Here is a 22,493-nt window from a genome sequence, read left to right as displayed (position 1 = left end):
AGGACTCCTTGGAGAGTGCGAACCTTACGGCGGTTCGTGGAGGCCGGTCGGGCCTGCGCCCGCCGGCCATGTCACGGCCGCCGCTAGCGCGCTTCGGCCGCTATTGCGCGAGCCGAAACACGCCGGAGGGCGACCACATGGCATAGAATCGGGAGCGATTTCCACGGAAATGTAGAATGACGGCTTGCTTCAAGCGGTTGGGGTACCGCACTTCAAGCGAATCGTCTTCTTCGGACGGCCGGGTTTCAGCGGCTTGCGGCCGAAAGAACCTCGCGCCTGGCCGCATCCGGCTGGCCCAGAAAGCGGACCTTGCCGCGCTCGTCGAGCAGACCCCACGCCTGCGAGCCGTCCGGTGCAACGAGGATGTAGAGCTGATTGTCTCCGCAATCGTGCTGCTTGCAGGCGTTGTAAAGCGTGAAGCGGCCCGCCGAGCCGGTGACGGCCTGCGGAGCGCTCGCGACATAGGGGCCGCCGGCCGGAATGCCGGTCACCCATTTCGGCAGGCCTTTCTCGGCCTTGAAAAGCCGTGCCAGTGCCGTCTTCACCGCTGGCTCCGTCTTCACCACGTCGAACAGGTAGGGCTTGTCGATATCGCCGTCCGAAATGTGGATCTGCGCCAGCGCCGGCGTGGCGGCGATGCAAAGCGCGAAGGCCGCCGACAGGAGACCGGACTGCAGAGCATGGATCGGGCGGAAGGACGGAAACGGCGCCATTGCGGGCTCCCTCGGGGACGGGACGATGTAGCGGACGAACCTTAGGACGCTTCCGCGGCGACGGCGAGGCGGTCCGTTCCGGTCCTCGAACCGCGTCTCGCGTCACCGTGCGTCCGCGAGGCCATGCCTCAATCGCCCGGCAGCCGCGCGACGGCCCGACTTCTGCGGCGGCGCTGGATCGTGCACTATGGACGAAAATTCAGGTTGTCGGCCGGATGCCCGAACGGATCGGGGGGCAGATCGGTCACGGGCGTCCGGTCGGGGCGCGTCAACGGAGCGGGAAATGTCCGACACCGGCGGAAACGAGCATGGGATGCGGCCGATGGGTATCGCGCCAGGCGGAGCCGTCGCAGGCGGAACCTCCGAACGCGTCTATCTCGACTGGAATGCCTGCGCGCCGCTCCATCCCGATGCGCGCGAGGCCATGATCGCCGCCTTCGACCTGGTCGGCAATGCCTCGTCCGTCCACCGCGAGGGGCGTGCGGCCAGGGCCGTGGTCGAGGAGGCCCGCGCCCGCGTCGGTGCGCTGGCGGGCGTGGAGCCGGCCCGTATCGTGTTCACCTCCGGCGGCACGGAAGCGAACGTCGCTGCGCTGTCGCCGGACCACCGCATCGAGGGCCGCCCGGCGGGGACCACCCGGCTGATCATCTCGGCGGTCGAGCACCCCTCGGTGATGGCCGGTGGTCGGTTTCCGCCGGAACGGGTCTCGGTCGCGCCGGTCGACGGTGCGGGCCGCATCGATCTTGCCCGGCTGGAGGCGATGATCGCGGCGGAAACGGCGGCGGGCGGCCGGGTGATGGTGTCGCTGATGGCGGCTAACAACGAGACCGGCATCATCCAGCCCGTCGTCGAGGCCGCTCGGCTGGTCCACGCCCGCGGCGGACTGCTCCATGTCGATGCCGTGCAGGCCGCGGGACGGATGAAGACGGAGGCCGGCGCCTTCGGAGCGGATCTCGTCAGCCTGTCGGCTCACAAGATCGGCGGGCCGAAGGGCGTCGGCGCGCTTGTCGTGGCCCGTTCGGATCTCGATCCTGCCCCGCTGATCACCGGCGGTGGCCAGGAGTTCCGGCGCCGCGCCGGAACCGAGGCCGTTCCCGCCATCGCCGGCTTCGGCGCAGCCGCTTTGGCGGCCCAGGCCGATCACGTCAAGATCGATCACATTCGCGCGCTCCGGGACTGGCTGGAACGGGAACTCGTCCTTATCTATGGCGGGACGGTGGTGTTCTCCTCGACGGGGGAACGTCTGCCGGGTACGACGTGTTTCGCCATCCGGGGGATGGCCGCGGAAACGGCGATGATCGCGCTCGATCTGGCGGGCATCGCAGTCTCCTCCGGTGCGGCGTGCTCGTCTGGCAAGGTGGCGCCGTCCCACGTGCTTCTCGCGATGGGTGTCGATGCGGCTCTGGCGAAGGCCGCGCTGCGCATCAGCCTCGGGGCCGGGAGCACGCGGGAAGACGTCGAGCGGTTCGTGGCGGCGTGGCGCGGCATCATCGGCCGGTTCCTGGCGAAGGGCGGGCCGTCGACAAGGGTTGCTGCAAACCCGCGCGAATTAGTCTAAGTTCAATCAAGTGCGTGAAGTTGGATCGAGCGTCCGAGTTCGAATGGCTTCTGCAACCCGCGGTCCTTGAAACCGCTGTGGATGGAGAGAGCAATGCCGGCAGTCCAGGAGACGATCGATCGCGTCAAGGCGATCGACGTCGATCAGTACAAATATGGCTTCGTGACCGACATCGAGTCGGAAAAGGTCCGCAAGGGTCTCGACGAGGAGATCGTGCGGTTCATCTCGGCCAAGAAGGCCGAACCGGCATGGATGCTCGAGTGGCGCCTTGAAGCCTTTCGGCGCTGGAAGACCATGACCGAGCCCACGTGGGCGCGGGTGGATTATCCCCCGATCGACTTCCAGGACCTGCATTATTATTCCGCGCCGAAGTCGACGTCCGGACCGAAGAGCCTCGATGAGGTCGACCCGGAGCTGCTCGCGACCTATGCCAAGCTCGGCATTCCGCTGAAGGAGCAGGCGGTGCTGGCGGGCGTGGAGGGCGCGCGCGTCGCGGTCGACGCGGTGTTCGATTCGGTTTCGGTTGTCACGACCTTCAAGGCGGAGCTCGCCAAGGCCGGCGTGATCTTCTGTTCGATTTCCGAGGCCATCCGCGAGCATCCGGATCTTGTGCGGAAATATCTCGGCACGGTGGTGCCGACCACGGACAATTTCTACGCCACGCTGAACTCGGCGGTGTTCTCCGACGGCTCGTTCGTCTACGTGCCCGAGGGCGTGCGCTGCCCGATGGAGCTGTCGACCTATTTCCGCATCAACGAGCGCAACACCGGCCAGTTCGAGCGCACGCTGATCATCGCCGACAAGGGGGCCTACGTCTCCTATCTCGAAGGCTGCACGGCGCCCCAGCGCGACGAGAACCAGCTTCATGCCGCGGTGGTCGAACTGGTCGCGCTCGACGACGCCGAGATCAAGTACTCGACGGTGCAGAACTGGTATCCCGGCGACGTGGAAGGCCGCGGCGGCATCTACAACTTCGTCACGAAGCGGGGCGACTGCCGGGGTCGGAACTCCAAGATCTCCTGGACCCAGGTCGAGACCGGCTCGGCGATCACCTGGAAATATCCGAGCTGCATCCTGCGCGGCGACAATTCCCGCGGTGAATTCTATTCGATCGCGGTGTCCAACGGCCGCCAGCAGATCGATTCCGGCACCAAGATGATCCATCTCGGCAAGAACACGTCGAGCCGCATCATCTCCAAGGGCATCTCGGCGGGCAACTCGTCGAACACCTATCGTGGTCTCGTCCAGGCGAACCGCAAGGCGGAGAACGCGCGCAACTACACCCAGTGCGACTCGCTCCTGATCGGCGACACGTGCGGCGCGCACACGATTCCTTATATCGAGGCCAAGAGCCCCACCGCGGTGTTCGAGCACGAGGCGACGACGTCCAAGATTTCGGACGCGCAGCTGTTCTATTGCCGCTCGCGCGGCATCGGCGCGGAGGAAGCGGTGGCGCTCATCGTCAACGGCTTCGTCAAGGACGTGATCCAGCAGCTTCCCATGGAGTTCGCCGTGGAAGCGCAGAAGCTGATCGGCGTCAGCCTCGAAGGCTCGGTCGGCTAAGGCCGGCGCCTCCCGCGTTTCGTTCGAATATCCCTGCCGCCAAGGCCCCGGGCGCGCCGTTTGAGCCTGCGCCCGGCCGGCGGCCGATACAGGAAGACCATCATGCTGGAAATCCGCAACCTGCACGTCACCGTCGAGGACCGCGAGATCCTGAAGGGGATCGACCTCACCGTCCCGGCCGGCGAAGTCCACGCCATCATGGGGCCGAACGGCTCCGGCAAGTCGACGCTCTCCTACGTGCTCGCCGGCCGCGACGGCTACGAGGTGACCGAGGGCACGGCGACGCTCGACGGCGAGGACCTGCTGGCGATCGAGCCGGAGGAGCGCGCCGCCGCGGGCCTGTTCCTGGCGCTGCAATATCCGGTCGAGATCCCGGGCGTCGCCAACATGACGTTCCTGAAGGCCGCGCTCGCGGCGCAGCGCAAGGCGCGTGGCGAGCCGGAACTGACGACCGTCGAGTTCATGAAGCGCGTGAAGACTGCGGCAGAGAAGCTTGGTATTTCACCGGAAATGCTGAAGCGCGGCGTCAATGTCGGGTTCTCGGGCGGCGAGAAGAAGCGCAATGAGATCCTTCAGATGGCCGTGCTCGAGCCGCGGCTCTGCGTGCTCGACGAAACCGATTCCGGCCTCGACATCGATGCCCTGAAGATCGTTTCGGAGGGCGTCAACGCGCTGCGCAGCCCCGATCGTGCGATGGTCGTCATTACCCACTATCAGCGCCTGCTCGACCACATCGTGCCGGACGTGATCCATGTGCTCGCCAACGGCCGGATCGTGAAGAGCGGCGGTCGCGAACTCGCGCTGGAGCTGGAAGCTCACGGCTATGCCGATTATGTCGGCCAGGCGGCCTGACGGGAGGTGGCAGCCATGACCATCGAACCCCGCCGTCTCGCGACGGCTGCGGAAACGGCGATCGCCGAGCGCTTTGCCGCCCGGCCTGCCGGCGGACCCGGCGCGCTCGCCGCGCGCCGTGAGGACGCCTACCGCGCCTTCGAGCGCACCGGCCTGCCGAGCCGGCGCGTCGAGGCCTATCGCTACACCGACCTCAAGGCGGCGTTGCGCACGCTTGCCCCGGCGCCCACCGGCGTTGCGGCCGCGGCGTTGTCCGCGCCGTGGGACTTCGCCGGCCTCGCCCGCCACCGCATCGTGTTTGTCGACGGCCGCTATGCCGCTGCGCTGTCCGATGTGTCGCAACTCGACGGCGCCGTCGCCGTCGCGACCTTCGGCGCCCTGATCGCGGCCGGTGATGCCCGTGCCGAGACCGCCGGCGCGCTCATCGAACGGTTCCCCACGCCGTCGGGCGATCCCATCGTGCAGCTCAACACGGCCCTGTTCGACGACGGCGCCCTGATTTCTGTCGCGCCCGGTTCGACGATCGCCGAGCCCGTGGCCATCGTGCACGTCGTCACGAAGGCGGAGCCCGTTTCGGTGCATACGCGCCATGTGGTGACGGTGGCCGCGGGGGCGACGGTGCGTTTCATCGAGCACCACGTCGGCCCGGAAGGCGTCGCCTACCAGAGCGACAGCCTCGTCGAACTCGACATCGCCGATGGCGCGAAGGTTGCCTGGGCAAGGCTGCAGGAAGAGGGCGAGGCGGCCGTTCATCTCGGCGGAGCCGTGGTGCGGCTCGGCGCGAAGGCACGACTCGATTCCCTGTCCGTCGTGTTCGGCGCGCAGCTTTCGCGCAACGAGGGCTTCGTCACGTTCGCCGGCCCCCATTCGGAAGCGGTGTTCGAGACGGTGAGCCTGCTCGACGGCCGCCGACAGGCGGACGCCACGCTGGTCGTGACCCATGCCGTTCCAGACTGCGCCAGCCGCGAGCGGTTCCGCGCCGTCGTCGATGACGCGGCGCGTTCCGTGGTCCAGGGCCGCATCGAGGTTGCCAAGGACGCCCAGCACACCGACGGGCGGATGATGACGCAGGCGCTCATCATCGGCGACGAGGCGGAGTCCATCAACAAGCCGGAACTCGAGATTTTCGCCGACGACGTGCAATGCGCCCACGGCGCGACATCCGGCCGGCTCGATGATAACGCGGTGTTCTATCTGCGCTCGCGCGGCATCCCGCAGCATGAGGCGGAGGCGCTGCTGCTGGAGGCGTTCCTGGCCGAATCCATCGAGGCGTTCGCCGACGAGGCGATCGCGGAGGTGCTGTCGGAGCGGCTTCGGGCGCGGCTCGCCCAGCGCCGGGCGCGGGAGGCGGTGCGATGAACACCTTCGTCCGCCCGGCCGACGCAGCGGCCTACGATGTTCAGTCGGTGCGCGCCGATTTCCCCATCCTGTCGCGCACGGTTTACGGCAAGCCGTTGACCTATCTCGACAACGGTGCATCGGCGCAGAAGCCCCAGGCGGTGCTTGATCGCATGATGCGCGCCTACACGGAAGAATATGCCAACGTCCACCGCGGGCTGCACTTCCTGTCGAATGCGGCGACGGACGCCTATGAGCAGGCGCGCGAATCCGTGCGCCGGTTCTTCAATGCCGCGTCCACCGACGAGATCGTGTTCACCCGCTCGGCGACCGAGGCGATCAACCTCGTGGCGTCGAGCTTCGGCGGCATGGTGATCGGCGAGGGCGACGAGATCATCGTCACGGTGATGGAGCACCACTCCAACATCGTGCCCTGGCACTTCCATCGCGAGCGGCGCGGCGCGGTCATCAAATGGGTGCCGGTCCGCGCGGACGATTCGTTCGACCTCGAAGCGTTCGAGGCGATGATCGGCCCGCGCACGAAGATGGTCGCCGTGACCCACATGTCGAACGTGACCGGCACGGTGACGCCGGTCGCCGATGTCGTGCGGATCGCGCACGCCCACGGCGTGCCGGTGCTGGTCGACGGCAGTCAGGGCGCGGTGCATCTCGATGTCGACGTGCAGGCGCTCGATGTCGATTTCTATGTCGCGACCGGCCACAAGCTCTACGGGCCGACCGGCATCGGCGTGCTCTATGCCAAGCGCGCCCATCTCGAAGCGATGCCGCCCTACCAGGGCGGCGGCGAGATGATCCGCACGGTGTCGCAGGATGGCGTGGTCTACGGCGATCCGCCGTTCAAGTTCGAGGCGGGCACGCCGGCGATCGTGCAGGCGATCGGCCTCGGCGCCGCGCTCGATTATATCGACGCGCTCGGCCGCGACCGCATCCGCGCCCACGAGGAAACGCTGCGGGACTATGCCCACCAGCGCCTCGGCAAGCTGAACAGCGTGCGGATCTACGGCAACGCCCCGGGCAAGGGGGCCATCGTGTCGTTCGCCGTGGAGGGCGCCCATGCTCACGACATCGCTACGATCCTCGATCGCGAGGGCGTGGCGGTCCGGGCTGGCACCCACTGTGCCATCCCGCTGCTCGATCACTACGGCGTGACGGCGACATGCCGGGCGTCGTTCGGCCTCTACAACACGGTCGAGGAAGTCGACCGCCTTGCAGAGGCGATCGAGAAAGCCCATAGATTCTTCAGTTGACGGAGTGGCGCGATGGACGATGGCGCAGCCGCCGTTAAGACCGGCGACCTGACAGCGAGCGAATCCGGTGCGGTGCCGGCCCATGGTCCCTCTGACGAGGCCGTGGCCGCCGCAGCTGCATCGCTCGCCTCAGCGATTCCCGTTCCCGAGCTGGAGCGGATCACCGACGACATCATCGCCGCGCTGAAGACGGTGTACGATCCGGAAATCCCGGCGGACATCTACGAGCTCGGCCTGATCTACAAGATCGACATCGACGACGACCGCACCGTGCTCATCGACATGACACTCACCGCGCCGGGCTGTCCGGTCGCCGGCGAAATGCCGGGCTGGGTGGAAAACGCGGTCAACACCGTCGAGGGTGTCGGCGACGTGAAGGTGAACATGGTGTTCGATCCGCCCTGGGATCCGAGCCGGATGTCCGAGGAAGCGCGGGTCGCGCTCGACTGGTACTGAGCAAACGGGGTCGCGGTGGGCCTTGCGGCCCGCTCTTCCCCTTGTCCCGGGCCTTCCGCGCAGGTGGGAGGTTTGCCGGTGAAGCGGAGAACGACGACATGAACGCTCCAGCCAATACCACCGCCCGTCCGCGCCGCAGGCTTGCGGTGATGTCCGTGACGACGGCCGCGGCCGAGCGGGTCAGCGAGATTCTGGAGAATGCCGATCTTCCGGGCGGCGGCCTCAGGGTCGGCGTGCGCAACGGCGGCTGCGCCGGCATGTCCTACACCATGGATGTCGTCGCCGAGCCGGGCGCCGGCGACGAGGTGATCGACTTCGAGGGCGGGCGTGTGTTCGTCGATCCGAAGGCGGTTCTGTTCCTCCTCGGCACCACGATGGATTTCCGCGTCACCAAGCTTGCGGCCACGTTCGTGTTCGAGAATCCGAACCAGGTGTCGGCCTGCGGCTGCGGTGAGTCGGTTTCGCTCAAGGCGGCAGATCCGGCGGCGCTGGAGGCCTGATCCTGCGTCGGCGGGCCGGGGGCGGCCCGCCCGATCGTGTGTTCTTTCGTGAGTGCCCGGGGGGCCGATGTCCAGCAACCTTTTCGACGCCCTGAAGGAAGCCTGCACACCGGAATGGCGGGCCTATGTCGAGCATCCATTCGTCAAGGCCATCGGCGATGGGTCCCTGCCGCTGGCATCGTTCCAGCACTATCTCGTCCAAGACTATCTGTTTCTCATCGCGTTCGCCCGCGCCAAGGCGCTCGCGATTTACAAGAGCGAGACGCTCGATGAGATGCGCATTGCCAATGCCGGTCTCGATGCGCTGCTCGAGACGGAAATGGCGCTGCACGTGCGGCTTTGCGCTGGCTGGGGCATCGGCCAGGACGTGCTGGAGCGAGCGCCAGAGGCGCTCGCCACCGTCGCCTATACCCGCTATGTGCTCGATACCGGCTTCAAGGGCGACCTGCTCGATCTCTATGTGGCAATGGCGCCGTGCCTGATCGGCTACGGCGAGATCGGTCGCTCGCTCGCGGCTGTCCCGGGGGCGCTCGATCCCGGCAATCCTTATGCCGCCTGGATCGCGGAATATGCCGGAGACGGCTATCAGGCGATCGCCGAGCAGGCCAAGGCGGATCTCGACCGCATCGCCTTGCCACGCGTCTCGATGGCCCGGCTGGAGCGGCTGACCGGCATCTTCCGCACCGCGACCCGGCTGGAAGCCGATTTCTGGCAGATGGGCCTCGATCGGGCGGACTGATCGCAGAGAGGGGCGGGGATGCTCGACGAAGATTATCTCCGCGACCTTTTCGAGCCCTTCGGGCGCGTCTCCATCCGCCGCATGTTCGGTGGGCAGGCGCTCTATCTGGACGGCGCGATCATCGCGCTCGTCCTCAGCGACGATACGCTCTATCTCAAGGCGGACGGGCAAACGGCTCCTGCGTTCGAGGCTGCGGGATCGCGGCAGTTCGTCTACGAAGCGTCCGGCCGCATCGTCCAACTGCCCTATTGGCGCATTCCCGAGGAGGCCCTGGACGACCGCGACGAGATGCGGCCCTGGGTCGAGCGCGCCCGCGCCGCTGCCGCGCGCAACCCCACCAAGCCGAAATCCCGCAAGCGTAAGCAAGCCGAAATCCCGGAAGCGTAAGAAGGACTGACGCGTGGCCTGTTGGCGACCGAGAGGCCTCAGCCCCTCCGGCGCAGGTCGATGTCGAAGTCGGGATCGGTCTCGCACATCACGCGGTCGCCGCCGGCCCATTGCGCCTCGCCGAGGCAGCACGAGACCCGCTCCATCAGGCTCGCCACATCGTCCTCGTGCGAGAGGGCCGACGCGCCGACGGAGATCGACAGCCGTTCGCCGTCGCGGCCGAGTTCGGGCACGTCCGCCTGATGGGCGATCCCCCGCCTCAGGTGCTCGCCGACGGCGACGGCCTGGCGCAGGTTGCTGTCCGGCAGGATCACCGCGAACATGTCCGCCGAATAGCGGTAGACCACGCCGAGGTCGGCAACCCCCGCGACGAGCGTGCGGCCCACGGCGGTGAGGGCGGCTTCGGTAGCAACCGTGCCGTCCGAGGCCTCGATCTCCGCGAAGCGGTCGACGCCGACGATGAGCACGGCAAGGCGACGGTCGGTTTCGACGGCACAACGCACGGCGGTCGCGATGGCGCGGTCGAACACCGGCCGTTCCGGCATCGGTTCGTCGTCGGGCGGCAGTATCGGGTCGGCGTCGGGGGGCGTGATCAAATCCGCGAGTTCGGCGCGGTGGTCGCACAACGCGGTCGCAAGGCGCCGGGCGCCGCGGTCCGCGGTCTCGAGCTTGTCCATCAGCGCGACGATGGTGGCCGCGACGGCATGAGCCGTCGGTCCTTCATGCGAGAGCTGGTCGAGCAGCGGGCCGGTTATGGCCACGCGCAGCGCCCGGAGCGTCTCGATCTGCTGGTCGAGCACGTCCGTCACGGTGTCGACGATGTCGACCAGGGCCGCGGCCTCTCCCGAGGCGAGGCCGCCGGTCTGACGCGTGACGAGATCGGAAATCTCGCGCTGCGCGCCATCGACGGCCGCGAAGGCGGCCTCAAGGCTGGGGTTCAGGCCACCTTCGAGCGCATTGCTGCCGCCGGGGCCGCGATCGTCCCTCGGCAGGCGGGCTTCGGCATGGTTGGCGCCGGCATCCATGGCTTCGTCCTCGGTGCGTTCGCGCCGTGCGCGCGTCCAAACTGCATCGTCGACGAAGAAAATTAAGGCGGGGTGAAATGCGGGCCGCTGCGATGGCGAGCCGGGCTGGCCGGGAGACCGTCGCCAGCGAACCGGCGATGTGGAGGGGCAGGGCGGATTTCTCCGCCCCGCCGTTGACGTGTGCTTATTCCGCGGCCTGGATCTCGCCGGGCACGCGGGTGCCGGTGAGGCGGGCGACGCCGATGCCGTATTCCGGGTCCGCGCGCCAGAAGTGCGCGACCTGGCGCTCGATGATGTCCTTCGGCACACCATTCATCGCGGCGGCGATGTTCTGGAACAGCGCCTGCTTCTGGGCCGGCGTCATCAGGCGGAACAGGTTGCCGGGCTGCGTGTAGTCGTCGTTGCCCTCGCGGTGGTCGTAGCGGGCGGCGTCGCCATGGAGCTTGAGCGGAGGTTCCGCCACGGTCTTGTCTTCCACCGGGCCACCGAACGAGTTTGGCTCATAATAGGCGTCGGTGCCCTTCGGGGCATCGAAACGCATCGGCCCGTCCATGTGGTAGGTGTGCACCGGGCAGCGCGGCCGGTTGACGGGAAGCTGCTCGTAATGCGTGCCGACGCGGTAGCGATGGGCATCCGCGTAGGAGAAGATCCGCGCCTGCAGCATCTTGTCGGGCGAGAACGAAATGCCCGGCACCACGTTCGAGGGCGAGAACGAGGCCTGCTCCACCTCGGCGAAATAGTTCTCCGGATTTCGGTTGAGCTCGATATAGCCGACGTCGATGAGCGGGAATTCCTTGTGCGGCCAGACCTTGGTCAGGTCGAACGGATTATACGACGTCTGGTCGGCCTGCTCCTCGGTCATGACCTGGATCTTGAGCGACCAGCGCGGGAACTCGCCGCGCTCGATGGCATGGAACAGGTCGGCCTGGGCGCTCTCGCGATCCTTGGCGACGATGGCTTCCGCCTCGGCATTGGTGAGGTTCTTGATGCCCTGCTGGCTCTTGAAGTGGAACTTCACCCACACCCGCTCGTTCGCCGCGTTGATCAGCGCATAGGTGTGGGAGCCGAAGCCGTGCATGAAGCGATAGCCGTCCGGCAGGCCGCGGTCGGAGAACAGGATCGTAACCTGATGCAGGCTCTCCGGCGACAGCGACCAGAAATCCCACATCGCAGTTGGCGAGCGCATGTTGGTCTTCGGATGGCGCTTCTGGGTGTGGATGAAGTCCGGGAACTTCAGCGGATCGCGCACGAAGAACACGGGCGTGTTGTTGCCGACGAGATCCCAGTTGCCTTCCTCGGTGTAGAATTTCAGCGCGAAACCGCGCACGTCGCGTTCGGCATCCGCCGCGCCGCGCTCGCCCGCCACGGTGGAGAACCGCAGCAGCATGTCGGTCGTGGCGCCGGGCTGCAGCGCCTTCGCCTTGGTGTAGGCGGAGATGTCGTGGGTGACGACCAGGGTGCCGAAAGCGGCGGAACCCTTGGCGTGCACCACGCGTTCGGGAATGCGCTCACGGTTCTGATGCGCCAGCTTCTCGATCAGCTGGAAATCTTCCAGAAGCACCGGACCGCGCGGACCGGCGGTGATGGAGTTCTGGTTGTCGGCGACCGGCGCGCCTCCGGTCGTGGTCAATGTCGGACGGGTCATGCCGCTGCCTCCTCGGTGGCTGGACTGGCGGCAGGATGCACGGCTGATTGGATCAGGTCTAATTCGATTGTATCGCGCGGCCGATAAGATATTCTTATCGCCATGGTCACCTTGCGACAGCTCCGCTATTTCGATGCCCTCGCGCGCCACGGCCATTTCGGCCGGGCGGCGGCGGAATGTGCCGTCACGCAGCCTGCACTGTCCCAGCAAATCAGGGACCTGGAGGCGTTTCTGGGCACGGCGCTCGTCGAGCGTCATCCCGGGCGGATCGTCATCACCGATGCGGGGCTGGAATGCGCCCGCCGCGCCCGCGCCGTCCTTGAGGATGTCGGCGATCTCGTGGAAGTGATCCGGCGGCAGGAAACCGGGCTCGGCGGCAGGCTGCGCCTCGGCATCATTCCTTCGGTCGCGCCATACCTGCTGCCGGCGGTTCTGCCGGAGATCCACCGTCGGCATCCGGCGCTCGATCTGGAAATCCGTGAGGCGCTGACCGGCCTCCTGACGGAGGATCTTGTCGCCGGTCGGCTCGACGCCGTGGTGGTGGCCCTGCCGGCGGAAGGCACCGGCCTGATCGAGGCGCCGCTGTTCGAGGACCGCTTCCTGCTGGCGACGCGGCGCAATGCCGGACGCGCCGAGGCGGAACTTGCCGATGTGTCGACGCTCGCGCAGGAGCGGTTGCTGCTGCTGGAGGAGGGCCACTGTCTGCGCGAGCAGGCGCTGACCTATTGCCGCGCGATCAATCCTGTGGTCCGCAACGAGTTCGGTGCCACGAGCCTTGCCACCATCGTGCAGATGGTGGCGAACGGCTACGGCGTGACGTTGCTGCCGGAGATCGCGGTCCGCAGCGGTGTCGCGGGGGATCCCCGCATTTCGGTGCTGCCGTTCCGCGATCCGCAGCCGAGCCGAACCGTCGGGCTGGTGTGGCGCCGTTCGAGCCGTCGCACGAAGGACTTCCGCGAGTTCGCCGCACTGGTTCGCGATGCGCTGGCGCCGAAGGGGGCAAAGGGCGCTCGTCCGCTGCAGCGCGCGGTATAGCCGTGACCGACGGGCGTCATCGGCAGGAACGCCACAGTCCGGCCGGATAACGCCGATAATGAACGCGGTGTCTTCTTACCGGCGGCTGGATGCTTTGCCCGCAACGCGACGCGGTGGTAAGGGGACGGAATCGGCGGGACGGCCGGAGTGTTGCGAGCGTGAGTGGTGCGGTGAAAGCAGGGCGCGCGGGATTGGCAAATATCCGTATGGCGGGGCTCGGCACGGCGCTGTGCGTCGCAGGCGCCGGCATGTCCGTGCTTTCGGCCAATGCCGCCTTCGCTCAGGCGTTCTCCGATCCGCCGATGCAGGGCGAGATGGCGCCGGCACCAGGCCAGCCGGTGCCCCTCGGTCAGCCGGTCCCTCTCGGTCAGCCGATGCCCCTTGATCAGCAGGCGCCGCAGGGCCAGCCGATGCCGCAGGGCCAGCCCGCTCCGCAGGCCGCGCCCCAGCCCGCACCGCAGCAGCCCGCGCCTCAGCCCCAGCCTGACCCGACGACCCAGGCCGCGCCGCCCCAGGAAACCCGGCTTTCGAACCCCGTGGCGGTGTTCTCCGGCCTCGACAAGATCACCGGCCGCATCATCTCTTTCGATGCCTATATCGACGAGACCGTGCAGTTCGGCGCCCTCAGGGTGACGCCGCGCGCCTGCTACTCGCGCCCGTCGACCGAAGCGCCGCGAACCGACGCCTTCCTCGAGGTCGACGAGATCACTCTCGACAATCAGGTCCGCCGCATCTTCACCGGGTGGATGTTCGCTGCTAGCCCGGGTCTCAACGCCGTCGATCACCCGATCTACGACGTGTGGCTGACGGATTGCCGCGTCTCCTCCGAGGTGCCTCCGCCGGACGGCTTCGATGCCAGCCGCTTCACCAAGGAAGGCCTCGATCTCATTCCCCGTCCGGAAGGCTGGGTCTCCGAGCCGTTGCCGAAGCCGACCATGGGCGGCGCCGGCACCGAGGTCGGCGGCGGGACCGATCAGGACCAGCCGAGCACCGATCAGCCGGAAGACTGATCCCCCGCTATTGCGGGGAGCGGTGGCAAAGGCGGGATAAAACCCTTCGGTGGTCCACCGCGTGAGCAGCCTCATCAGGGCGTGGGCGGCCGCTTCATTGCGGGGCGATTGCCGGGCGCGTTTTTCCCTATGGCCGGACGCTATCGTGCCGTTACGAAGCGCACTGATACCGTTCGATCACGGCGAGCACCTCGGCGCCGCTCGCGTCATGCGGCAGGCGCTCGAAATCGCCGATCCCCAGCATGGCCGCATCGAGCCGGGCCTGATAGTCGCGCCGCCCGATTTCCACGGCGCCGAACCGGCTCAGATGCTCGGTGATGAACTGGGTGTCGAGCAGGGTGAAGCCACCTGCGACGAGCCGCGCGACGAGGTGGACAAGCGCGACCTTCGAGGCATCCCGCTCGCGCGAAAACATGCTCTCGCCGCAGAAGGCGAGGCCGAGCCTGACACCGTAAAGCCCCCCGACGAGACGCCCGCCTTCCCAGCATTCCACGGTGTGGCAGTGTCCGATATCGAACAGGTCGCGGTAGAGCCGGCGGATGCGGCGGCTGATCCAGGTCTTGCGGCGTCCGGGCGCCGGTTCCGCGCAGGCCTCGATCACGGCGTCGAAATCATGGTCGACGCGGACCTCGAACACGTCCTGCCGGACGGTGCGGGCGAGCCGGCGGGGAATGTGGAAGGTGTCGAGCGGCAGCACGCCGCGCTGATCGGGCTCGATCCAGAACAGGCTCGGATCGTCCGCGGCCTCGGCCATCGGGAAGATGCCGCACGCATAGGCCTTGAGCAGGACCTGCGGCGTGATTTCCAGGACGGCGTCGTTCTTCATGGGCAGTGCTCCCGGATGCCGTCGCCTCCCCGAACGCCTGCCGGCCGGACGGAATCATCGGGTCGGCAGCAACGGGAACAGCGTACCGCACCGGAGCCGGTCGCGAACAGACGGAATTACCCGTCGGTTCGCCAACGGCTCCGGCGGCCCGCCGGAAGGGCGGCGGTAGCCGTCGGCCCCGGGGTCACGCCTTGGCGGCGGCCTGCCGGGCGAGGAAGCCTTCGAGCCAGTGGATATCGTAGTTGCCGGAGGCGATATCCGGATCGTTCACCAGGGCCCGGAACAGCGGGATCGTGGTGTTGATGCCGTCGACGACGAACTCGTCGAGGCAGCGTCGCAGCCGGTTCATGCACTCTTCGCGATTGCGGCCATGCACGATCAGCTTGCCGATCAGGCTGTCGTAATAGGGCGGGATCAGATAGCCCTGATACACGCCCGAATCGACGCGCACGCCGAGGCCGCCGGGCGGATGGAAATAGGTGATCCGGCCGGGCGACGGCGTGAAGGTGGCCGGGTCCTCGGCATTGATGCGGCATTCGATGGCGTGGCCGTTGAAGCGCACGTCCGACTGCGAGAACGAGAGCTTCTCGCCCGACGCCACCTTGATCTGCTCGTTAACCAGATCGATGCCGGTGATCATCTCGGTCACCGGATGTTCCACCTGGAGGCGGGTGTTCATTTCGATGAAATAGAACTCGCCATTCTCGTAGAGGAACTCGATGGTGCCCGCGCCTTCGTAGCGAAGGATGCGCATCGCCTCGGCGACGCGCTCGCCGATCTGCTCGCGCTGGGCCTGGGTGATGGTCGGGGCGAGGGCCTCCTCCCAAACCTTCTGGTGCCGGCGCTGGAGCGAGCAATCGCGCTCGCCGAGATAGACCGCATTGCCCTGGCCGTCGCCGAACACCTGGATTTCGATGTGGCGCGGCTTGCCGAGATAGCGCTCGAGATAGACGGCATCGTCGCCGAAGGCGGCCTTAGCCTCCGAGCGGGCGGTCGAGAGCGCGTGATCGAGGTCGTTCTCGGTCATCGCGACCTTCATGCCGCGCCCGCCACCGCCGGCGGCGGCCTTCACCAAAAGCGGGAATCCGATCTCGGCGGCGACCCGGCGGGCCTCTTCCTCGGTACGGATCTCGCCTTCGGACCCCGGCACAACCGGCAGGCCGAGGCGCTTCGCGGTGCGCTTGGCCTCGATCTTGTCGCCCATGATGCGGATGTGGTCCGCGCTCGGCCCGATGAACTTGATGCCGTGGGCGGCGAGGATCTCGGCGAACCGGGCGTTTTCCGACAGGAAGCCGTAGCCCGGGTGAACGGCCTCGGCACCGGTGATCTCGCAGGCGGCGAGCAGCGAGGGAATGTTGAGATAGCTGTCGCGCGCCTGCGGCGGGCCGATGCACACGCTCTCGTCGGCGAGGCGGACGTGCATGGCGTCGGCGTCGGCCGTCGAATGCACGGCGACGGTCGCGACCCCGAGCTCCTTGCAGGCCCGCAGGATGCGCAGCGCGATCTCGCCGCGGTTGGCGATGAGGATCTTCGAGAACATGGTCACTCGACGATCACGAGCGGCTCGCCGTACTCGACCGGCTGGCCGTCCTCGATGAGGATCTTCGTCACCGTTCCGGCGCGGGGCGCGGGAATCTGGTTCATGGTCTTCATCGCCTCGACGATCAGCAGGGTCTGGCCCGCCGCGATCTTGTCGCCGACTTCGATGAACGGCTTCGCGCCCGGCTCCGGCGCGAGATAGGCGGTGCCGACCATCGGCGACTTCACCGTGCCGGGATTGGTCGCGGGATCGAGCGCAGCCGGCGCAACCGGGATCGCAGCCGCCACGGCGGGAGCGGCGAGGGGGGAAGCCGCCGCCGGCGCCGCCATCACGGTGGTCGGCTGGGCATAGCGCGCGATGCGGATGCGCAGGTCGCCCTGCTCGACCTCGATCTCGGAGAGTGCGGTCTCCGTCAGCAGGTCGGCGAGTTCACGGATCAGCGACTGGTCGATGGTCGGTTTCTTGATTGTCATGAGCCTTCGGAAAAATTGGGGCCTTCGGAAAGTCGGGCCGATGCGTGGTTCGCATCCGGGGGCGCGTCAGGCGGCATCCGGTATGAGGATCGCCGCCAGCGCCTCCAGGGCGAGGATGTAGCTGTTCGGGCCGAACCCCGCGATCACGCCTGTCGCGGCGGGCGCGATGTAGGAGTGGTGGCGGAAGCTCTCTCGGGCATGGACATTGGATAGGTGAAGTTCGACGGTCGGCAGTCCCACGGCGCGAATGGCATCGTGCAGCGCAACCGAGGTGTGGGTATAGGCGCCGGCATTGAGCGCGATGCCCTTCGCGCTGTCGGCCGCTTCGTGGATCCAGTCGACCAGCACGCCTTCGTGGTTCGACTGGCGGAAGTCCACACTGAGGCCGAGCCGCGTTCCCGCCGCCTTGCACCGCTCCTCGATCTCCGCGAGCGTGGTGGCGCCGTAGATGCCGGGCTCGCGCTTGCCGAGGCGGTTGAGGTTCGGTCCGTTGAGGACGAGGATCGGAACCATAAGCCGGATCACCAGAAAGGCCGGGCCGGTCTGTGCCGCCGGCCATAACGTCGAACTCGGTCGCGACACCGTCCCCGGCGAAGCGGCCGCATGCTTGTCGGTCGAAGCGCCGCGGACGATCCGTCGCGCCACCGGCCTCCGTGGAGGCGGCTATCTTATAGGCGCAAGCGGGCCGCGAGGAAATGGGGTACTCGCGGTGCTCCTGCCGCGCCGCGCGGCGGTTGTGCCGACGAAAAAGGGCGGCCCGACGGCCGCCCGATCCCAGTCGCGCCGAGGCGCCGCATCAGCAGGACGAGGTACCCCCGCACTTGCGGACGGTGTCGATGCGCTCTTTCAGCGCCGCGACGCCCACGGCGCCGGGCAGGACGGCATCGCCGATCACGTAGGAAGGCGTGCCGGAGATCTGGAGAAGCTGCGCGAGATTGTGGGTTTCCTGGAGGGTATCCTCCACGTCCGGCCCCTTCATCGCCGCTTCGAGCTTGCTGCCGTCGATCCCGAGCTTTTCGGCGACCTGGAGCGCGCGCTTGCCGTCCGCCTGGCCCTTCATCGCGAACATCGCGCGATGGAATTCGGCGTAACGATCCGGCGCCACGTCCTTCACGGCGATCGCGACGCGCGCGGCTTCGACCGAGCCTTCCGTCAGGATGGGGAATTCCTTCAGCACGACGCGCAGCTTCGGATCCTGGTCGATCAGCGCGAAGGTGTCTTCCACCGCGCGCCGGCAGTAGCCGCAATTGTAGTCGAAGAACTCGACCAGCGTGACGTCGCCCTGCGGGTTGCCGAGCACGACCTGGTTCTTCGAATTGAGCAGCGTGTCGCTCTGCGCCTTGATGACGTCCTTCTGCGCTTCCTCCGCGGCAACTTCCTGCCGCTTCTGCAAGGCGCTGCTGACCTCGACGAGGATGTCGGGGTTGGCGATCAGATAGTCGCGCACGATCTTCTCGATGTCGGCGCGCTGCTTGGCGTCGAACGACGTCACCGGGCCGGAATCGGCCGCCAGCACCGGGGCGGCGGAGGTGAACGGAGTGGCGAGCGCCAGCACGGCGGCGAGCGCGACCGCTCCGGTGGTGTGCCGACGACGCTTCGACGGGATCAGCATGGGTGTTCTCACATCGGGGAGGAAAGGGAGGCAAATAGCAGAAAGCCTGCCGGAAGCAATAAGTTGCGGCAGGATCTTCATATCAGTTCTTGCCGGACTTGCTGGACGGCCGGGTCACGAGGTCATCAGCCTGCAGCCAGGCCGGCGTTCCCATCTTCAGCCCCATCTTCGCGCGCTGGGCATAATGGCTCGCCTGCTTGAGCTGGCCTTGAGCCGCCATGCCGCGTGCCGTTGCGAGGTCCGCCATCGCGGTCTGGCCCTGCGCGCCGTAGGCCATCGCGAGGAAACGGAAGGCCGACGCATCGTCCGGATCGGCCTGGACCACGCGGTTGAGCTCGGTCACGGCTTGCTTGGCTGAGGCCGGATCGCCGGCGCCCACCAGCGCCTGCCCATAAAGCGCACGGATCGGCGTCGCGCTTGGCGCGAGCGAGACGGCCTTCTGCAACGGCGCGATCGCGCCGCGCGGATTGCCGAGATCGAGCATCGCCTGCCCCTTCAGTTCCCAGAAATAGGGGTTGGAGGGCTGGCTTTTGATCAGGGCGTCGACCTGTCGCTGGGCTTCCTGCGGGTCACCCATGCGGTAGGCGACGACGGCGCGGGCATAGCGCGCGGGCAGGCTTGTATTCGACGGCGGGTATTGCCGCAGCGCCGTCTGCGGGGACGACGTGAAGGCGATCAGCTTGGCGCGCACCATGTCGTGCCGGGCCTGCAGCGCCGGGGGATCCTTGACGTCCCAGTAGGGGCTCGCCTCCGCCTTGGTCTCGAGGTTGGCGATGCGATCGCGCGCCATCGGGTGGCTTTGGGCATAGGGATCGGCATAGCGCGCGATCATCAGCTGCTCGTTGGCGAGCCGCTTGAACGTGTCGATCATGCCCTTCGCGGATTGCTTGGTGCGCTGAAGGAACGTCAGCGCCGAACGGTCGGCGGCGTCTTCCTCGCCGCGCTGGTAGGACAGCAGCGAGCGCTGGCCGAGGCCGATGCCGCCGGTGATGGCCGCGGCACCGCCGCCCGCCACCGATCCATTGCCCGCGGCCGCGCCGGCGACCAGCGCGCCCGCGCCGGCGATCATGCCGATGGCGGCGATGATGCCGGCCTGCGAGGCCGCCTGGTGCATGCGCGCCAGATGATTGCCCGCGATGTGACCGGTCTCGTGGGCGAGAACGCCGATCACCTCGTTCGGCGTCTTGGCCTGGGTGATCACGCCCGTGTTGATGAAGATGCGGTGGCTGTCCGCCACAAAGGCGTTGAAGCTCGAATCGTTGACGAGCACGACCTCGGTCGCCCCGCTCGGAAGCCCGGCGGCGCCCAGAATCGGCCTCAGATAGTCCCGCATCAGCTGCTCGGTCTCGGCATCCCGCACGATCGCGATGCTGCGCCCGGGCGGCGATTCCTGCGCCGAAGCCGGCAGCACGGCGAAGTGCGCGGCGGCGACAAGCGAGAAGCCCGCCGTGTAACGGTGCCTGAGCGCGCGGGGCGGTGCGGCGATACGCAGTCCCGCCCCACGCCCTGCGGCGAAAGGCTTCCAAGCGGCTCTCAGCCGGGATAGGCATCGGTCGAACATGGATCCTCGATCGGCGCTTGCCGGCTGTGCCGCCGGTGTGTGTGTGCCGCCCCCCTGCGGGCGCGAACTTTGCCGAAGGGCAAACGCTCCGCACATCGATAGATCCTCGATAGGAAGACAGCAAATGCGGCGACACGGCGGCGGCCCCGTCTTCGCCCGGGAGTGCCGAATGACGATTTCGCGACCGGAACCCTCCGCCCGCAGCGCAGTGGACCCGTTCATCGCCATGGACGTGATGAGCGCGGCGGTGGCACGGGAGGCGACCGGGGCCGACGTCGTGCGCATGGAAGTCGGCCAGCCTTCGGCGCCGGCGCCGAAGGCCGTGGTGGCGGCGGCGAGGGCGGCGCTCGATGGGGGGCGCATCGGCTACACCGAGGCGCTCGGCCTTCGTGCCCTGCGCGAGCGCATCGCCCGGCATTACGGAGAGCGGTACGGCGTTGACGTCTCGCCTGACCGCGTGGTGGTCACCACCGGTTCCTCCGGCGCGTTCAACCTGGCGTTCCTCGCCGCGTTCGATCACGGCGCCCGCGTCGCGCTGCCGGTCCCCGGCTATCCGGCCTACCGCAACGTGCTCGGCGCGCTGGGGATCGAGGCCGTGGAGATCGAGACGACGGCCGAGACGCGCTGGTCGCTCGACCCGCACACTCTCGCGGCCCACCATGCCGCGCGACCGCTCGCCGGCGTGCTGGTCGCAAGTCCGAACAACCCCACCGGCACGGTGATGGAGCGTGCCGCGCTTGCCGCGCTGATCGAGGCCGCGCACGAGCGCGGTCTGTGGTTCATCTCCGACGAGATCTATCACGGCCTCGTCTATGACGGCGAGGAGACCTCCGCGCTGGCGCTTTCCGACGATGCCATCGTGATCAACAGCTTCTCGAAATATTTCTGCATGACCGGGTGGCGTGTGGGCTGGATGGTGCTGCCGGAGCGGCTGGTGCGTCCGGTGGAGCGAATCGCGCAGAATCTCTTCATCTCCGTGCCGGAACTGTCCCAGCGCGCGGCGCTGGCGGCCTTCGACGCGACGGAGGAGCTGGAGGCGGTGAAAGCGGGCTACCGCACCAACAGGGATATTCTGCTCGCCCGGCTGCCCGGTCTCGGCTTCGACGAGATCCTGCCGGCCGACGGCGCGTTCTACGTCTATGCGAGCGTCCGCCGCTTCGCCAACGACTCGCGGGATTTCGCGCGCTCGATGCTCGACCATGCGGGTGTCGCGGCGACGCCGGGCGTCGATTTCGACCGCTCCCGCGGCCACGGCTACATCCGGTTCTCCGTCGCCGGCTCGTCCGAGGAGATGGAGCGCGCGATGGACAATCTGGAGCGTTGGCTCGGGAAAGCCGGGATCTGATCGCCACGAACGTTCGTGGCGGGGCGGGCAGGGCGCGAGCGGAACAACAGAGGCCGCCGCGGCGCCCATCGCCGAAACCTGGGAGAATGCGATGCCGCTTCGATTCGGTCTTGTCGCCTTTCCGGGCGTGCAGTTGCTCGATCTAGCCGGGCCGTGCGACGTCTTCTCGGCGGCTCCCGACACCGAGGTCCATATTCTGTGGAAGGACCCGGACCCGGTCATCTCCTCCTGCGGACTGCCGCTGATACCGACGACGATTTTCGCGGACTGCCCGCCGCTGGACGTGCTGTGCGTGCCCGGCGGCGCTGGCGTCAACGCGTTGCTCGTCGACGAGGATGCGCTCGGTTTCGTCCGCCGCCAGGCGGCCACCGCGCGTTACGTGACGTCCGTCTGCACGGGGGCGATGGTGCTCGGCGCGGCCGGCCTGCTTCACGGCAAGCGGGCGACGACGCATTGGAATGCGCTCGACTTTCTCGACCGGCTGGGCGCGATCCCGGTCGAAGCCCGAGTGGTGCGCGACGGCAACCTGATCACCGCCGGAGGCGTGACGGCGGGGATAGATTTCGGCCTCACCGTGATCGCCGAATTGTTGGGACGGGAGCAGGCCGAAGCGATCCAGCTGGCGCTCGAATATGCGCCCGCGCCGCCGTTCTCAGCCGGCACGCCGGCAGAGGCGCCGCGAGCGGTGGTGGAGTCCGTTCGGGCGAAATACGCCGCGCTGCGCGCCGCGCGCGAGAAGCTGCTGCCGTTGGCGTGAGTGGCCGCGCGGTCGGTCGCCAGACGGCCCTCTCCGAGATCTGTCCGATCTCGGGGACGCGCCGCTTCGCGACGCAGCCGATATTCGGAAACCGTGATTTCCGAGTGATGGCGTTGGAAAAATGTGGCTGGGGGAAATGGTCGGAGCGAGAGGATTTGAACCTCCGACCCCCTGCACCCCATGCAGGTGCGCTACCAGGCTGCGCTACGCTCCGATGGCGGCTTTCCTATCGCCTCCCGGAGTCGAGGGCAAGCGGAAACGCCTGCATTAGTCGTGGATGACGCGGTCCA

General features: G+C 67.5%; 22 protein-coding genes and 1 tRNA gene. 13 read left to right on the top strand and 10 right to left on the bottom strand.

Features of this window, described 5'->3' with window-relative positions; all coding sequences use genetic code 11:
• Window positions 1-245 precede the first annotated feature (245 nt).
• Window positions 246-713, bottom strand: a complete 468-nt coding sequence (locus BUF17_RS03795) for an Ivy family c-type lysozyme inhibitor (protein WP_073625799.1) — start codon at window positions 711-713, stop codon at window positions 246-248.
• A gap of 322 nt (window positions 714-1,035) precedes the next feature.
• Between BUF17_RS03795 and BUF17_RS03790 the strand changes: the two genes are divergently transcribed.
• The 9 genes from BUF17_RS03790 to BUF17_RS03750 all read left to right on the top strand — a co-directional run bounded on the left by BUF17_RS03790 (window position 1,036) and on the right by BUF17_RS03750 (window position 9,374).
• Window positions 1,036-2,271, top strand: coding sequence for a cysteine desulfurase family protein (locus tag BUF17_RS03790; protein WP_073626050.1), 1,236 nt, complete (start codon window positions 1,036-1,038; stop codon window positions 2,269-2,271).
• Between the two features lie 93 nt (window positions 2,272-2,364).
• Window positions 2,365-3,834 carry a Fe-S cluster assembly protein SufB gene (gene sufB, locus BUF17_RS03785; protein ID WP_073625798.1) on the top strand — a complete coding sequence of 490 codons (1,470 nt, stop codon included), beginning with the start codon at window positions 2,365-2,367 and terminating at the stop codon, window positions 3,832-3,834.
• A gap of 102 nt (window positions 3,835-3,936) precedes the next feature.
• Complete coding sequence (gene sufC / locus BUF17_RS03780; protein ID WP_073625797.1) at window positions 3,937-4,686, top strand: Fe-S cluster assembly ATPase SufC; 750 nt, start codon at window positions 3,937-3,939, stop codon at window positions 4,684-4,686.
• Window positions 4,687-4,701: 15 nt separating this feature from the next.
• A complete protein-coding gene (gene sufD, locus BUF17_RS03775) occupies window positions 4,702-6,045 on the top strand; it encodes a Fe-S cluster assembly protein SufD (protein WP_073625796.1) in 1,344 nt (447 codons plus the stop codon).
• Window positions 6,042-7,292, top strand: a complete 1,251-nt coding sequence (locus tag BUF17_RS03770) for a cysteine desulfurase (protein ID WP_073625795.1) — start codon at window positions 6,042-6,044, stop codon at window positions 7,290-7,292. The genes sufD and BUF17_RS03770 overlap by 4 nt, the downstream gene beginning before the upstream one ends.
• A gap of 12 nt (window positions 7,293-7,304) precedes the next feature.
• Window positions 7,305-7,748 carry an SUF system Fe-S cluster assembly protein gene (locus tag BUF17_RS03765; RefSeq protein WP_084563876.1) on the top strand — a complete coding sequence of 148 codons (444 nt, stop codon included), beginning with the start codon at window positions 7,305-7,307 and terminating at the stop codon, window positions 7,746-7,748.
• Window positions 7,749-7,846: 98 nt separating this feature from the next.
• The gene (locus tag BUF17_RS03760) at window positions 7,847-8,248 is read left to right on the top strand and encodes a HesB/IscA family protein (protein WP_073625794.1); all 402 of its coding nucleotides are present in this window, start codon (window positions 7,847-7,849) and stop codon (window positions 8,246-8,248) included.
• 67 nt (window positions 8,249-8,315) lie between these two features.
• On the top strand, window positions 8,316-8,987 hold the full coding sequence (gene tenA / locus BUF17_RS03755; protein WP_073625793.1) for a thiaminase II: 672 nt from the start codon (window positions 8,316-8,318) through the stop codon (window positions 8,985-8,987).
• Between the two features lie 18 nt (window positions 8,988-9,005).
• Window positions 9,006-9,374 carry a TfoX/Sxy family protein gene (locus BUF17_RS03750; RefSeq protein ID WP_073625792.1) on the top strand — a complete coding sequence of 123 codons (369 nt, stop codon included), beginning with the start codon at window positions 9,006-9,008 and terminating at the stop codon, window positions 9,372-9,374.
• A 38-nt stretch (window positions 9,375-9,412) separates the two neighbouring features.
• On the opposite strand, the gene BUF17_RS03745 is transcribed toward BUF17_RS03750, so the two are convergent.
• Window positions 9,413-10,399 (bottom strand): diguanylate cyclase domain-containing protein, encoded by a 987-nt coding sequence (locus tag BUF17_RS03745; protein WP_073625791.1) that lies wholly within the window; start codon window positions 10,397-10,399, stop codon window positions 9,413-9,415.
• A 184-nt stretch (window positions 10,400-10,583) separates the two neighbouring features.
• Complete coding sequence (locus BUF17_RS03740; protein WP_073625790.1) at window positions 10,584-12,044, bottom strand: catalase; 1,461 nt, start codon at window positions 12,042-12,044, stop codon at window positions 10,584-10,586.
• A 102-nt stretch (window positions 12,045-12,146) separates the two neighbouring features.
• On the opposite strand from BUF17_RS03740, the gene BUF17_RS03735 reads away from it, so the two are divergent.
• Both BUF17_RS03735 and BUF17_RS23505 read left to right on the top strand, forming a co-directional pair.
• Entirely contained in the window at window positions 12,147-13,079 is a 933-nt protein-coding gene (locus BUF17_RS03735) for a hydrogen peroxide-inducible genes activator (protein WP_073625789.1), read from the top strand.
• A 191-nt stretch (window positions 13,080-13,270) separates the two neighbouring features.
• The gene (locus BUF17_RS23505) at window positions 13,271-14,089 is read left to right on the top strand and encodes a DUF2155 domain-containing protein (protein ID WP_428977618.1); all 819 of its coding nucleotides are present in this window, start codon (window positions 13,271-13,273) and stop codon (window positions 14,087-14,089) included.
• Between the two features lie 151 nt (window positions 14,090-14,240).
• Here BUF17_RS23505 and aat read toward each other — a convergent pair whose 3' ends face one another.
• The 6 genes from aat to BUF17_RS03700 form a co-directional block, all read right to left on the bottom strand.
• Window positions 14,241-14,915, bottom strand: a complete 675-nt coding sequence (aat, locus tag BUF17_RS03725) for a leucyl/phenylalanyl-tRNA--protein transferase (protein ID WP_073625788.1) — start codon at window positions 14,913-14,915, stop codon at window positions 14,241-14,243.
• Window positions 14,916-15,099: 184 nt separating this feature from the next.
• On the bottom strand, window positions 15,100-16,455 hold the full coding sequence (accC, locus tag BUF17_RS03720; RefSeq protein WP_073625787.1) for an acetyl-CoA carboxylase biotin carboxylase subunit: 1,356 nt from the start codon (window positions 16,453-16,455) through the stop codon (window positions 15,100-15,102).
• Between the two features lie 2 nt (window positions 16,456-16,457).
• Window positions 16,458-16,928: an acetyl-CoA carboxylase biotin carboxyl carrier protein gene (gene accB, locus BUF17_RS03715; protein ID WP_073625786.1), complete on the bottom strand. Its 471-nt coding sequence runs from the start codon at window positions 16,926-16,928 to the stop codon at window positions 16,458-16,460.
• A gap of 66 nt (window positions 16,929-16,994) precedes the next feature.
• The gene (aroQ, locus tag BUF17_RS03710; RefSeq protein WP_073625785.1) at window positions 16,995-17,441 is read right to left on the bottom strand and encodes a type II 3-dehydroquinate dehydratase; all 447 of its coding nucleotides are present in this window, start codon (window positions 17,439-17,441) and stop codon (window positions 16,995-16,997) included.
• A gap of 283 nt (window positions 17,442-17,724) precedes the next feature.
• Window positions 17,725-18,540, bottom strand: coding sequence for a DsbA family protein (locus BUF17_RS03705; protein WP_073625784.1), 816 nt, complete (start codon window positions 18,538-18,540; stop codon window positions 17,725-17,727).
• 82 nt (window positions 18,541-18,622) lie between these two features.
• Window positions 18,623-19,951: a M48 family metalloprotease gene (locus tag BUF17_RS03700; protein ID WP_244530744.1), complete on the bottom strand. Its 1,329-nt coding sequence runs from the start codon at window positions 19,949-19,951 to the stop codon at window positions 18,623-18,625.
• Window positions 19,952-20,270: 319 nt separating this feature from the next.
• Here BUF17_RS03700 and BUF17_RS03695 point away from each other — a divergent pair, with 319 nt between their 5' ends.
• Both BUF17_RS03695 and BUF17_RS03690 read left to right on the top strand, forming a co-directional pair.
• A complete protein-coding gene (locus BUF17_RS03695) occupies window positions 20,271-21,446 on the top strand; it encodes a pyridoxal phosphate-dependent aminotransferase (RefSeq protein WP_073625783.1) in 1,176 nt (391 codons plus the stop codon).
• Between the two features lie 91 nt (window positions 21,447-21,537).
• Window positions 21,538-22,203 (top strand): DJ-1/PfpI family protein, encoded by a 666-nt coding sequence (locus tag BUF17_RS03690; protein WP_073625782.1) that lies wholly within the window; start codon window positions 21,538-21,540, stop codon window positions 22,201-22,203.
• 137 nt (window positions 22,204-22,340) lie between these two features.
• On the opposite strand, the gene BUF17_RS03685 is transcribed toward BUF17_RS03690, so the two are convergent.
• A tRNA-Pro gene (locus BUF17_RS03685) sits at window positions 22,341-22,417 on the bottom strand.
• Between the last annotated feature and the right edge of the window lie 76 nt (window positions 22,418-22,493).

The organism is Pseudoxanthobacter soli DSM 19599 (assembly GCF_900148505.1).
Classification (GTDB): Bacteria; Pseudomonadota; Alphaproteobacteria; order Rhizobiales; family Segnochrobactraceae; genus Pseudoxanthobacter; species Pseudoxanthobacter soli.
Note: the sequence above shows the minus strand (reverse complement) of the source record. Positions and strands in the feature narration are given on the sequence as shown.